This is a genomic window from Rhodococcus sp. NPDC127593, from assembly GCF_042671975.1.
Lineage (GTDB): Bacteria > Actinomycetota > Actinomycetes > Mycobacteriales > Mycobacteriaceae > Rhodococcus_F.
In genome coordinates, this window is record NZ_JBHXWI010000085.1 from 19773 (window position 1) to 32870 (window position 13098).

Genomic DNA, 13098 nt, shown 5'->3' on the forward strand with positions numbered 1-13098 from the left:
CCGGCCCGGAGCCGGATCGACATCGATCAGCGAGGTCGTGCGGCCTCAGGTGAGGTTCGATGGACTGAGTCATGTTGTCGTCGTCCTTCTTGCGTCTGAAGCCGGATCGCGGCGGACGCATCTATATCGAAGGTGGAGAGTCTGCGGCACGAGATCGGATCGTGTCCCGCCGCGTCATCGTTTCGGTCGTGTTCAGAGGGTGTCGATCCACTCTTTGGCGTCCAATACCTGTGCGCCGCGCGATGGAAAGAGATTGTCCATCAACAGATCATGGACGGACTGGTCGCCGTCGGCGCAGCCGTCCCGCAGGACGGTAATACGGTAGTCGAGGTCGGATGCGGCGAAGACGGTGGCCGCGACCATAGCGCCGGTGGCCACACCGCAGATGACGATGTTATCGATGTTCTTGCTGCGGAGAATGAGATCGAGTTCAGTTCCGAAGAACCCGCTCGTCCGCCTCTTCAGGACGACGGTGTCACCCTTTTCCGGTCCGAGACCCGGCTCGATGGCGGTACTGGGCGAGTCGGCATCAAAGACCTCACCCATCTCGAACAGGTTGCGGAACAGAGTGTTTCGAGGGTTGATATCCGCCCCGTTTGCACGGAATCCCGCTCGCAGGAAGATCACATCGATGTCGTGCGCTCGGGCAGCGGGAATTACGTGCTCGAGCGTGGGGAGAACTTGGCGGGCGAAACCGAATTGGGCGATGATCCCGCGTTGGACATCGCCCACGATCAATCCAACGTTTCGACTGGAGGTCACTTGTTCTCCGTAAGGAGTCGGGGCTCGGTCACGTCCGTGTGAAAGGAGGTACCACCCTCCTCGCTGCCGATTCGTTCCGCACGCCGCCCAGCGGTGAGCAGAACCACGATGCCCAGAACCATGATGACGGCGATGGCCAGCAGCGCGTAGGTGTAGCTGCCGGTGGCCGTCTCTATAGCACCTGTCATGTAGGGCCCGATGAATCCGCTGAGGTTGCTCATAGAGTTGATCAGGCCGATTCCGGCGGCCGCGGCCGCACCGGTCATACTCAGCGCCGGCAGGCGCCAAAACTGCGGGATCGCGGTGTAGATGCCCGACACACTCACGCAGACGGCGATGATGAACAGCACACCGTTCTGAGTGAACGTCGCGGCGACCAGTCCGATCGCACCGCATGCCATCGGCACGGTGGTAGAGAAGATGATCGACTTCTTCGCGGCGACACGCGCCCACAGCACCATTGCCACCATGGCTGCAACCGACGGAATGGCGGCGAGCAAGACGCTGGACACGTTCCCGGCGGACCCGATGGTCTCGGTGAGGTTGGAGATCATCGTCGGCAGGAAGAAGGCAATGGGATAGAGCCCGAATACGATCGCGAAGAACGAGAACCCGAGCGCCCACACCTTCTTGTCGAGCAGTGCCTGTCGCATGCCGGTCAGTGCACCGTGGCCGACGCTTTGCTCGGTCTCGTGCGCGAGGACACCCTCGATGTGCGCCTTCTCTGCGGCGTTGAGCCACTTGGCCTTCGAGGGCCGGTCCGGGAGGAAGAGCAGGATCACGATGCCGACGAGGACGGTGACCGCACCTTCGACGACGAACAGTGAACGCCAGCCTTCGATACCCAATACGCTCTGTCCCCATTTCAGGAGCGCCGCCGCGACCGGTGCGCCGAGGATCCCGGACAGCGGAATCATGAGGAAGAACGTCGACATCGCCCACGTGCGCTGCTTCTTGGGGAACCAGAACGTCAGATAGAGCAGGATTCCTGCGGCGAGGCCGGCCTCGGCGAATCCGAGCAGAATCCGTGCGATGTACAGCTGGCTGGCGGAGTGAACCGCCCCGGTCAACATAGTGATGATTCCCCAGGTGACGATGATGCGACTGATCCACAGTCGCGCGCCGAAGCGGTGCAGCATCATGTTGCTGGGTACTTCGACAAGGATGTATCCGATGAAGAACAGGCCCGCCGCCAGCCCGATCTGAGCCGAGGTCATGGACAGGTCCGCGCCCATCGGCTTGGCGATGTAACCGAGGTTGGCCCGGTCGATGTAACTGACGATGTACGCGACACCGACCAGCGGAAGGATTCGGAATCCGACCTTGCGCCACATGCGGTGTTCGGATTCGTCATCGAGTGTGACGACAGCACCGTCATTGATCATGACTGGGCCTTTCATTAGGGAGGATGGCTGGCCATGTCCCGCTGCGAGCATTATCTCGCAGCCGCAGTGCCCAGCACGAGGACTGCGTGTGGCGATCGGACCAACCCGGTTTTCAGATACGACGCGGCCCGTGGCGGTAGTGACCGAGTCGAGTTGCTGCAGTTGAGCCTGACTCGGGTCGCCGCTCGCTGTGGCCTGTATCACGACAGTAGAGACAGTTTAAGATATTTACAAGAGCTGCTTAGGATACTTAGTGAGTGACTAGCCTCCCTCTACGATGAGTACTGGTATCTGAAAGTGCAGCGGAGGAGACGCTATGAAGTTCGAGCCAGCTTTGATCCAATCCGCTCACGACGGATCGAACCTGATGGAGCAGGCATATCAGCGCCTCAAACGAGAAATCATCGAACTCGCGCGCAAGCCCGGCGAGCAGTTCACCGAGCAGCAGGTCGCAGCCGCATGGGGACTGAGCAAGACCCCAGTGCGGGAAGCGTTGGCACGGCTCCACCGCGACGGTCTGGTCGTCCCGATCCGCCGGGCAGGATATGTCGTCTCGTCGATCACTCTCAGCGATGTAGCCGATCTTTGCGACATGCGCACAATCCTCCAGAGTGAGGCCGCGGCGCTCACCGCCGCCAAGGGCCTGTCCGAGGAAGACCGAACCCGGCTGGTCGAATTGTGCGTCGACGACGGCTACGGACAACTCGGCGGCCCCCATCTCGACGAGAGACTGCGGGCCAACTACGAGTTCGAGGCCATCATCGCCAATGGATGCGGCAACGACCGACTGGCCGCGAGCATCATCGACGTCTTCGACGAGATCGAACGTATCGGCAGGCTCGCGGTCATGCTCGAACCCGAGATGCCCCCCTTCAGGACCGAAGAGCGCCGGGCGGTCGTCGATGCCATCATCAACCGGGATCCCGAGGCAGCACGAGCAGCGATGAAGGTCCGCACTCAGTCCGCACGGCGAGAAATCCTGCAGGCCCTCACAACCAGCCCAGAAGTGACCTCGGTCGAAATCCGGGTTCCCGTCATCCCGACCGCCGCCGTCGACAACGCCCGCGTGCCGCGTTAACCATTTCGGTGCGTCCCTGGCAGACGTACCGATTGAGAACTAAGGGCCCCTATTCACACGGAAACCATGCGAAAAAGGGGCCCCCTGGCGTCTACGCGCTTACGCGGTGCGCCAATACTTCAACTGTCGACCGAGCTGGACGAGGCTGGGCTCGGTTCCCCCGTACAGCACCCGCGCGCATGTCCCGGGACCGAAGAAACGGTCACCGCTGAGCGCGGCAATACCCGCGTCGAGCAACGTCTCCTCGAGTTCAACTCCCGTAACTCCAAGCGGCGAAAAGTTCACGAAAGCAAAGATCCCCGCATGCGGAGTGACCACCGTCAAGCCGGCAGCCGCAACGCCTTCGAGGAGAAGGTCACGGCGCGTCCGGAACGTGGAGAATTCACGGTCGAGCCAATCCTGGGGTCCGCTGATCGCCGCCGCGGCGGCCAGCTGCGGGATGTCACCGATGTTGATCGCATCCCACTCCAGTGCCGCATGGATGATGTCGATCAGATCCGCTTTCGCGTGGATGTAGCCCACTCGCCAACTCGTGAACGCGTAGTTCTTGCTGAGGCTGGTCAACGTGACGAGCCGGTCGTAGCTGTCCACGAGTGACATCTGAGGCACATATCCGGGCCCTTCGTGCACGTACCGTTCGTAGGACTCGTCGGCAAACACGTACAAGCCGTGCCGGCGGGCAAGATCGAGCACGATGGTCAGCTCTTCCCGTGTGGGCACGGTCCCCGTCGGGTTGTTGGGATTGCACAGGAGGACGGCCCGGGTCCGGGGCGAAATCGCGGCCTCCAGCTGGTCGAGAGGAAGCCGCCAGCCGTCGGATTCCACGGACGGCACGTACCGCGGCATCGCACCGGCCAGCCGCACGGTGCCGTCGAAAAAGTACGAGGGCGCAGGAATCAGGACTTCGTCACCCGGCCCGAGCAGCGCGCGCAATGCGACGCTGAGCCCGTGCTGAGCGCCGTGCGTGACCAGCAGTTCCCGGTCCGGATTCACGGCCAAGTCGAACTCATCCCGCAAATGTTCGGCGACCGCGGTCTTGAGGATGAGCGATCCTCGGCTGTCACGCGGAAAGACCTCCGGCGCCGCCCGCGACACAACATCGACGACGTGCGGCGGCATCGGCAACATCGGGACACCGCGCATCGGGACCATCTCCTGGCCGGCGCGCCAGCGGACCTGGGCACGCTCGGACAGTACGAGCGCAGGTAGTCGTTCGAGCATGAGAACTCCTTCGAAGCTTCGATCACGTCGGAAAGGCGCAGCGCAGGCGGTCAACTGGCCTGCCGCGCGGGAAGTCGCAACGAGACACCCATTTGCAGCCTTGTGACGACAGTAACTCCGGATTAGGATATTTACAACGATCTCAAAGTATCTCAGGATGGTACGGCGAATCATGCCCCGCTTGGCACACCCCAGCCAACCAACTCCGGTCCACACGACCGATGGCGGCGGTCTCATCCGGCGCCGCCCCTCAGATAGGTCACGAACATGACTTTGACCAGCCACGACACCGTCGGAGATGTCGACCGCACCTTCGTCTTCGATCGTCTCGACTTCGTGGACTCACCTCACGAGCAAGTCGTCTTCTGCCAGAATGCGAAATCCGGGTTGAAGGCGATCATCGCGATCCATTCCACCGTTCTCGGCCCGGCCCTCGGAGGCACACGCTTCTACCCCTTCGCCGACGAGCGGGCGGCACTGACCGACGCCCTCCGGCTGTCGAAGGGCATGACCTACAAGGCCGCCGCTGCCGGACTGCAACTCGGCGGCGGCAAGGCGGTCATCATCGGCGACCCCCGCACGCTCAAGTCCGAGGCACTACTCGCGGCGTACGGCCACTTCGTCGAAACCCTCGGCGGCCGCTACATCACCGCCGGCGACGTAGGGTCCACCTCGGATGACATGGACGTAATCGGCAGGTACACACACCACGTAACCGGTCGCAACGTGGCGGCGGGCGGCTCGGGCGACAGTGCACCACTGACCGCGCTCGGCGTCTTCCACTCGATGCGCGCCGCGGCCGCATCCACGTGGGGATCCGCCAACCTTGCGGGGCGGCACGTGGGCGTGGAGGGAACCGGGAAGGTGGGATATCACCTCATCCGTCTCTTGATCGAAGCCGGCGCGTCCGTTGTCGCGTGCGACATCAACGCCGATGCGCTCAACCGCGCCACCCAGGACTTCCCGGACCTCACACCGGCGACCGGGGTGATCTCCTCGCCGCTCGACATCTACGCCCCCTGCGCCCTCGGAGCGACCCTGAGCCATCAGAGCGTTCGCGACCTGTCGGCAACCATTGTCTGCGGGGCCGCCAACAACCAACTGGTCGACCCGACCGTGGAACAGTCCCTGTCCAGGCGTCGCATCACCTGGGTGCCGGACTTCGTGGCCAACGCGGGCGGTTTGATTCAGATGGCAGGCGAGCTCGAGCACAAGTCCGCAGCCGACGTCACCCCCCGCGTGGAGAAGATCTTCGACACGGTGCAGGAAATTCTCGACGTCGCCGCCCTCGACGGTGTCTCGGCCGGCGCCGCCGCCAACCGAGTCGCCGACGCCCGCATCGACGCCGCGCGTCACTGAGCCACGTCCGCGGAGCACTGCGGCCGCCTGCCCCCAGCCTTGCGCTGATACACGAGTCACTTTGAGAGAGGGCGAGTCTCGCTCGACCCGCCACACCTGCCCCGAGGTGACTGGTGTTCTCGCGGACACTGCGCGGGGACGTCCAGTGGGCGGATCGGCGAGGCACGCCCACCGAGACTGCAGAGCGGCGGAGCACTGGTCACCCGTTACGAGGCGGAGATGACCAGAGATGAGTAGAGTCCATAAATATCTCAACTACTAGTTGTAAATATCTTAACCTGGGTTTAGGGTTAGCGTGACGCGGCACACAACCGGCGGCCCGGCCCCGACCTGCTGCCCCCGCCCTTCCCCAAAAACGATCCACTCCAGGAGAGACATGGCTTCGCACAACAACACCCAAACACCGACCTCAGATGGGCAATGGCTGGTGGCCGCAGACATCGGCGGCACCTTCACCGATGTCCTCGCACTCGGCCCCGAAGCTCGCATCGTGCCGATGAAGGTGCTCTCGACCCCTCCCGACTTCGGCACCGGAGTCATCACCGGCGCCACCGCCGCGCTAGCGGAGGCCGGAGTCGACACGACCCAGGTCGCTGCCGTGTTGCACGCCACGACCGTCGCCACCAACGCCATCCTGGAGATGCGCGGCTCACGCACCGCGCTGGTGACCACCAAGGGCTTCCGCGACGTACTCGAGATCGGTCGGCTGCGGCGGCCGTTGCTCTACGACCTGTCCTGGAAGAAGCCCACACCACTGGCGCGGCGTCGGCACCGGTACGAACTCGACCAGCGCATCTTCGCCGACGGTCACATCGAACGACCAGTAGACCCACAGGAGGTCACCGCACTCGCCGACCAGCTCCGCTCAGACGGGATCGAAGCGGTCGCGGTTTGCCTACTCAACTCCCACGTCGTCCCCGAGCAGGAACGCAACGTCGCCGACCAGCTCCGCGACCTGCTTCCCGGCGTGTACGTCACCGCATCGGTCGACATCTCCCCGGAAATGCAGGAGTTCGAACGCAGCAGCACCGCCGTCGTCAACTCCTACGTCGGTCCCGTCGTCCACGACTATGTGACCGAACTCGGCCACAATCTGCGCAAGCAGGGCATAATCGCCCCGTTCTCGATCATGCAATCCTCGGGTGGCCTCCTCGACGCGAGCTCAGTGGTCGAGCGTCCGGCACAGATCATCGAGTCCGGCCCGGCCGCCGGCGTCATCGCGGTGCAGAAGCTCGCCCAACTCCTCGAACTCGACAATGTCGTCGCCTTCGACATGGGCGGGACCACCGCCAAGGCGTCCCTGATCGAGAACGGCCAGCCGTTCGTCGCCAACGACTACGAGGTCGGCGGAGGGATGAACATCAGCCGCGGTTTGGGCAAGGGTGCCGGATACGCGGTCCGAGTCCCGTCGATCGACATCGCCGAAGTCGGTGCCGGCGGCGGCAGTATTGTCTCCGTCGATAACGCCGGCGCCTTGCATGTCGGCCCGGAAAGCGCCGGATCCCGCCCCGGGCCGGCCTGCTACGGTCAGGGCGGCAACCAACCCACCCTGACCGACGCGAACGTCGTTCTCGGATATCTCAACCCCGACGCGATTGCCGGCGGTCGTGTGCACATCCAGCCCGAACTCGCAGACAAGGTTCTCCAGACCATCGCACACCCGATGGGCCGCGAGCCCCGAGCCGCCGCTCGCGGCGCCTACGACGTGGCGATTTCGAGCATGACGAAGGCCGTCAAGGCGGTCACCAGCGAGCGTGGCCGTGACCCAAGAGATTCGGTCATGGTCGCCTTCGGCGGCGCAGGGCCCCTCTACGGCGCATCCCTCGCCCGCGAACTCGGCATCGGCACCGTCATCGTGCCGATTCACACCGGCCTGTTCAGCAGCCTCGGACTGTTGGTCGCGGACACCGAGTACCAGCTCGTCGCCCCGTACCGCACCGAACACTCCGAGCCCAGCGAACTGGGCCGGGCCTTCGACGACCTCGTCGAGCACGTGACGTGCAAACTCACCAACTCGACCGTCGACACCGACACCGTTCAGATCGAGCGCATCCTCGACATGCGCTACCACGGGCAGCGCTTCGAACTGCGAATTCCTCTGCCCGAGGGAACAGTCGACCAAGATCTGGTCCGCGAGGCATACAGCCGCTTCCACGCCGAGCACCACAAGACCTACGGTCGTTCCGGCAGCGACGAAATGATCGAGATCGTCAACGTCCGTGTCCGCGGATTCCTTCCGAACCCAGTCAGCATCGACCAAGCCCTCACCTCGGACAGCATTCCTGCGTTCGAGGAGGCCTCACGTGTGTGCCGCTTCGCCGAGGACGTCGACACCCCGGTGATCTCACGCTTCCACCTATCAGATCAACCGCGTCTCGGCCCCCTGATCATCGAGGACATGGACTCGACGGTGCTGGTCCCACCCGGCGCCACCGCACACCTGGACAAGTTCCACAGCATCATCATCACCTGGACACCGACCCACCACGACGAGGTAACGAAATGAGCACCACGATCCGCGACGCAGCCACCTTCGAAGTCTTCCGTAACGCTGTGTCCGGCCTCGCCGACGAAATGGCCATCACAATCCTTCGCACCGCGCACTCACAAATCGTCGCGTCCAGCATGGACTTCTCCGCCGCACTCTGCGACGCTCGCGGACGAATCATCGCTCAGGCCAACACCTGTCCCGTGCATCTCGGTTCCATTCCGGACGCCATGGAGGCGGTGTTCGCCGAGTTCGGAGACACGTTCCGAGAGGGTGACATCTATCTTCTCAACGATCCCGACCGCGGCGGCATGCACCTGCCCGACATCTTCGCGATCGCCCCGATCTTCACCGACTCCCCCGCCGGGCAGCTGGTCGGGTTCGCTGTCACCGTCGTCAATCACGCCGACGTCGGCGGATGGGCCGCCGGCTCCATGGCCGTGCAATCGACGAACATCTTCGGCGAAGGCATTCAGATTCCGCCGTCCCGGCTCGTCGACGCGTCGGTGACCAACCAGACCTTCTACGACCTCATCCTGCGCAATGTGCGCGAGCCGGAAATGCTGCGCGGCGACCTCGAGTCGCAGCTGGCCGCCTGCCATGCCGGCAGCAAGGGCATCCGCGAGTTGGTCACCCGATACGGGATCGAAGAATTCGATCACCGGGTCGACGAACTACTCGACTACTCCGAACTGCTAGTCCGCAAAGCGCTCGACGGCGCACCGGACGGCGAGTACACATTCGACGACGCGATCGACGACGACGGCCTCGGATCCGGCCCGATCCCGTTCAAGGTCAAGATCACCATCGCCGACAGCGACATCACCTTCGACTTCACCGGGTCCTCCCCGCAGGTGGCCTCGGCACTCAACGCGACTGCATCCTTCACCCGCTCTGCGTCCTACGCCTCACTACAAGGCGCACTGGGATCGGACATCCCTGCCAACAGCGGCTTCTACCGCCCGTTCACCTTCATCATCCCCGACGCCTCAATTCTCAACGGGCGACGCCCGGCGGCGCGCGGGGCCCGCGGCCTGGTCGCCTACCGCATCATCGACACCGTCCTCGGAGCGCTCGCGTCCGCCTTCCCCGACCGGGTCCCCGCAGCGGGCGACGGTGGCCCAAACTCGGTCGCAGTCGGCGTCACGGAACCGAACGGAACCTCGATCGTCCTCTGGGACATCCTCTGTGGCTCCTGGGGCGCCACCCCCACCGGCGACGGAAACGACGCAATCAGCCCCCTCGGTGCCAACCTGGCCAACACACCGATCGAAGAGCTCGAACAGTCCGGACACCTTCGAATCGACGGATACGGCTACCTCCCCGACACCGGTGGCGCCGGACAGTTCCGCGGCGGACTGTCAACCTACCGAGACATGACACTGCTCTACGACAACACCACCATCCAAATCCGCTCCGACCGACGCACCTCCCAGCCCTACGGACTCAACGGCGGACACAGCGGCGCCTCGTCAGCAAACATCCTCAATCTCGGTGCCATTGACGAGGAACTGCTTCCGTCCAAACCACACCGCGCTGTCCGTGCCGGCGACCGGCACCGACAGGTCACAGCGGGCGGCGGCGGCTACGGTGACCCCCTCACCCGGGCAACGCAACTCGTCCTCGACGACGTCCTCGACGGCAAGGTCACACCCGAGGCGGCACTGCGCGACTACGGAGTCATTCTCGACGCATCGACGACCACGGTGCTCGCCGAAGAGACCCGCGTCGAACGGACGAACCGCACCCGGTAACGACCGGTGTCCGTGTCGTTGTGGACTCGCACCGCCCATGACGGCACGGAAACCGTCCTCACGATCCATACTTCACCACGCCCGTCCTGGAGATCGACAAGCACCGTGAACAGTGGGACATCTCCTGCTCCATCGGCACCGGCGCCCTCGTCTCCGAACAATAGACACAACCGCCGGCGGCGAGTCCGTGGTGTGCTCGACCCCGCAATCAACCCGCCTCGACAATGCCCAGGGCAATGTCGTTGCGCGGACGGTCACAGGGTTCACGAGGTCGCCAAGGTGGTGCACGCTGCATCACCTCGACCCCGCCGGACGTGCCATCTACCTCCGGCCTGCACACACCGTCCGGCCGTTCGGCTCGGCGACCGTCTAGTGACGAACAGAATCCCAGTCGTAGCCGCCTTTCGTCGTTTGCGGGCTGGTCGGCATGTCAGGCTCGGGTAATGACGCGGCCGCAGCGCATTTGTGCCTCCCGATGCGTCGGAGATGGGTGCGCTCGCTCACGGTCCGCGGATACTTGCTCGGGGCGCCGGAATTGTCGTGGGTTTGCGCTCGATTGTGGCGTACTCGTGGGGTCTCGATGTGGCGGTCGTCGCGGTCGCGTCGGGCGACAAGGCGATCGTCATGAAACGCCTGTTCCAATTCCCCAGCCGAGATCGATCCGGTGACGGGTCGATCTCATCCCGGAGAATGGACGGGCGAACGCCAGCAGTTGCAATTACCCGACCTCGAGGATTCCGTCCTTCAGCCGGTGCCTCGCGCACCCACGCAGGGTTTTTATCAGCAGCCGGGCTCGTACCGCCGCGAAGACCACTATGAGGTCTCGCCGTTGCCTGACACTACCGAGTTGCCATTGGTGACGGCCTGGCCTGCTCTCGAACTCGAGCCGGTCGCCACGTACCTCGAACTTCCTCCACCTGAAGTGTTGCGCGCCGAGATAATTCCACTCGGCCGCGGCGATTAGCATCCGCTGTACTTCTGACGGGGACTGCCGACATCCATCCGCCCACCGTCTATTGGACTCCCCCTAGTCGGTGAGGTAGTTGAACAGCCGGATCGACCATGTCGGACCACGCTCGCCCACGACCGTTCACTAGACAGTCGATACGGGCTATGGGTTCCCATACGGGACATATGTTTGCGACATAGATATGAGCCTTCCGCTGAACGACCCGGTACCGGCGACCGCGAATCTGTTGATCCGCATCCATTATCGGACGAGTCTCACTTCGACCAGATCGGCCGCGCCTCGGTCGATCTTCTCAAATCCGTCAGGCACGAAACCGTTGCGTCGATAGAAGCTGTGAGCGCGGGGATTGTCCTTGGCGACCCAAAGCTGTGCCTGGTCGCCGGCTAGAACTGCATCGAGGAGCGCTTGCCCCGCCCCGCTCCCGTGGTGTTCGGGCAGAAGATAGAGAGTGTAGAGCTGGAGATCTCGCACGGGGTCATCGTCGTCGAGTGGTGAGCCTGCATGGGCGAACCCGATAATACTCCCGCCTACTTCCGCAACACGTAGTCGCTGCGGTAACTTGCGATCGCTCAAAATTAAGCGCCACATTGCTTTTCGATCCTCCAGCGCATTGTGGTCGAAATGAGAGCTAGGGAGGAGATGGCCGTACGTTGCCCGCCAGGTCGCAATTTGTACCTCAGCGATCGCATCGGCGTCGGTCGGTTCGGGCGCACACAGGTGGAATTTCGGAATCTCACGCACGGTTCGAGACTAGACCGAGACCGGGCACGAGGAGTACACCATCGTTTACCTGCGCGTGAGCAATACATCCGACCAACCCCAGGGCTTTACCCCCGTTACCTTCTTCGTGGTCCCGTTCCGCCGGGCTACGGTCGCCGGATTCGGTATGACTTCGTGCCCTGTTTCGCGAATGATCCGGGGGTGTCGCCGAAGGTGGTGGCGTCGACGAACCCTTGACCTACCTCCGATCAACGAGGAGTCAAGCCGCAACCGGTTCCGATGGGCATTGCCGGCGAACGCTCTCGGCTCGTCGTAGGTCCGGACGGTGCGCTGGCAGTGGCAGAGCTGACCCAACTGTTCGGTAGAGCACACTTTTGCGAGTGAAATGCGCTAGGTAACGAGAATTGTCACGAGTTCGGCTGTCGCAGTACAGGCTTGTCAATCTGTTCGCGAAGAATGTCGCCGTGACCTGCGTGCCTGGCGAACTCTTGGATCATGAGAAGCAGTGTCAATCGCATGCTGACGTTTCCCTCGCGGGGATTGTCCTTGTGATCGTCGAGATCGAAGCGGGACGCGATCTCACGTGATCGTTGGCTTGTTCGCTCGAACTCAGCGATGACATCTGCTAGCGACTGGTCGTCGGCGACGGCGAAGGTGCCCTCGTCGCGGCGCGAGTATCCATCGCATTCGGATTCGTTGAGTCCCGCCCAGAACCGTTGGAACCAGATCCGTTCAGCCGCAGCGGCATGCTTGATCAACGAGATCGGTGTCGTCAGCGATGTGACGAGTCGTCGGCGGGCGTCGGCATCAGACAGGCCGCGTGCGGTCTCGATCAGTGCCTCGCGGTTCCGGTCGAGCATGCTCTCGATGATCGACCGCTCCGCGCCGGTAGTAATTCTGTTGGTAGCCATAAGCTTTCACTCCATTCTGTTGTGTAATTGGTCAAGGATCGTACGCTACGTATCGGTCGGGCTGGGTTACGCAAGACGGCGATCCGCTTCGGGAGAGGAGCGAAACGTCCGGCGCCGAAGAACGACCCGGGGAAAGAGCATTTGATCCGCTTGCTGTCAATGACTGTGCGCTCGGGTGTGCCGCAAGAAGGGCCAGCGTCAACACCGCAGCCCAGGCTGTTAGGGGAATGCTGCCTCAGCGCAGCTTATCGCACAGTTGATGCAGTCGTCTTCTGAAGCTGACAACGTCCACCCGATTCGACAGCGGACGCGATGCGGATATCTCAGGGGAGCGGACGCATCCTTGCATGGCTATGCGCTAGTGGTGTGTCTCGCAAATAATTCTTGATCGATTCGATAGAATCCGTACATGAGGAACCCGGTACCCGCTTTGGAGATTTCCGATGGGCA

At 63.0% G+C, this 13098-nt stretch carries 9 protein-coding genes; 4 read left to right on the top strand and 5 right to left on the bottom strand.

Annotated elements, in window-relative coordinates:
• Positions 1–192: 192 nt before the first annotated feature.
• Together ACFVJ3_RS44160 and ACFVJ3_RS44165 are read right to left on the bottom strand one after the other, a co-directional pair.
• Positions 193–732, bottom strand: coding sequence for a cysteine hydrolase family protein (locus tag ACFVJ3_RS44160; RefSeq protein ID WP_378458080.1), 540 nt, complete (start codon positions 730–732; stop codon positions 193–195).
• 26 nt (positions 733–758) lie between these two features.
• Positions 759–2147 carry an MFS transporter gene (locus tag ACFVJ3_RS44165; protein ID WP_378458081.1) on the bottom strand — a complete coding sequence of 463 codons (1389 nt, stop codon included), beginning with the start codon at positions 2145–2147 and terminating at the stop codon, positions 759–761.
• A 316-nt stretch (positions 2148–2463) separates the two neighbouring features.
• On the opposite strand from ACFVJ3_RS44165, the gene ACFVJ3_RS44170 reads away from it, so the two are divergent.
• Positions 2464–3225: a GntR family transcriptional regulator gene (locus ACFVJ3_RS44170; protein WP_378458082.1), complete on the top strand. Its 762-nt coding sequence runs from the start codon at positions 2464–2466 to the stop codon at positions 3223–3225.
• Between the two features lie 99 nt (positions 3226–3324).
• On the opposite strand, the gene ACFVJ3_RS44175 is transcribed toward ACFVJ3_RS44170, so the two are convergent.
• Positions 3325–4446 (bottom strand): pyridoxal phosphate-dependent aminotransferase, encoded by a 1122-nt coding sequence (locus ACFVJ3_RS44175; protein WP_378458083.1) that lies wholly within the window; start codon positions 4444–4446, stop codon positions 3325–3327.
• A gap of 267 nt (positions 4447–4713) precedes the next feature.
• Here ACFVJ3_RS44175 and ACFVJ3_RS44180 point away from each other — a divergent pair, with 267 nt between their 5' ends.
• The 3 genes from ACFVJ3_RS44180 to ACFVJ3_RS44190 all read left to right on the top strand — a co-directional run bounded on the left by ACFVJ3_RS44180 (position 4714) and on the right by ACFVJ3_RS44190 (position 10047).
• The gene (locus ACFVJ3_RS44180; protein ID WP_378458084.1) at positions 4714–5805 is read left to right on the top strand and encodes a Glu/Leu/Phe/Val dehydrogenase; all 1092 of its coding nucleotides are present in this window, start codon (positions 4714–4716) and stop codon (positions 5803–5805) included.
• Between the two features lie 376 nt (positions 5806–6181).
• Complete coding sequence (locus ACFVJ3_RS44185) at positions 6182–8311, top strand: hydantoinase/oxoprolinase family protein (protein WP_378458085.1); 2130 nt, start codon at positions 6182–6184, stop codon at positions 8309–8311.
• Positions 8308–10047: a hydantoinase B/oxoprolinase family protein gene (locus ACFVJ3_RS44190; RefSeq protein WP_378458086.1), complete on the top strand. Its 1740-nt coding sequence runs from the start codon at positions 8308–8310 to the stop codon at positions 10045–10047. The genes ACFVJ3_RS44185 and ACFVJ3_RS44190 overlap by 4 nt, the downstream gene beginning before the upstream one ends.
• Positions 10048–11257: 1210 nt before the next feature.
• Here the strand turns inward: ACFVJ3_RS44190 and ACFVJ3_RS44195 are convergent.
• Together ACFVJ3_RS44195 and ACFVJ3_RS44200 are read right to left on the bottom strand one after the other, a co-directional pair.
• Entirely contained in the window at positions 11258–11758 is a 501-nt protein-coding gene (locus ACFVJ3_RS44195) for a GNAT family N-acetyltransferase (RefSeq protein WP_378458087.1), read from the bottom strand.
• Between the two features lie 386 nt (positions 11759–12144).
• The gene (locus tag ACFVJ3_RS44200; RefSeq protein ID WP_378458088.1) at positions 12145–12648 is read right to left on the bottom strand and encodes a DinB family protein; all 504 of its coding nucleotides are present in this window, start codon (positions 12646–12648) and stop codon (positions 12145–12147) included.
• Between the last annotated feature and the right edge of the window lie 450 nt (positions 12649–13098).

Coding starts and splice junctions, on each gene's coding strand:
- ACFVJ3_RS44165 (WP_378458081.1), bottom strand. CDS start 2,147: ATGATCAATGACGGTGCTGTCGTCACACTCGATGACGAATCCGAACAC.
- ACFVJ3_RS44170 (WP_378458082.1), top strand. CDS start 2,464: ATGAAGTTCGAGCCAGCTTTGATCCAATCCGCTCACGACGGATCGAAC.
- ACFVJ3_RS44175 (WP_378458083.1), bottom strand. CDS start 4,446: ATGCTCGAACGACTACCTGCGCTCGTACTGTCCGAGCGTGCCCAGGTC.
- ACFVJ3_RS44180 (WP_378458084.1), top strand. CDS start 4,714: ATGACTTTGACCAGCCACGACACCGTCGGAGATGTCGACCGCACCTTC.
- ACFVJ3_RS44185 (WP_378458085.1), top strand. CDS start 6,182: ATGGCTTCGCACAACAACACCCAAACACCGACCTCAGATGGGCAATGG.
- ACFVJ3_RS44190 (WP_378458086.1), top strand. CDS start 8,308: ATGAGCACCACGATCCGCGACGCAGCCACCTTCGAAGTCTTCCGTAAC.
- ACFVJ3_RS44200 (WP_378458088.1), bottom strand. CDS start 12,648: ATGGCTACCAACAGAATTACTACCGGCGCGGAGCGGTCGATCATCGAG.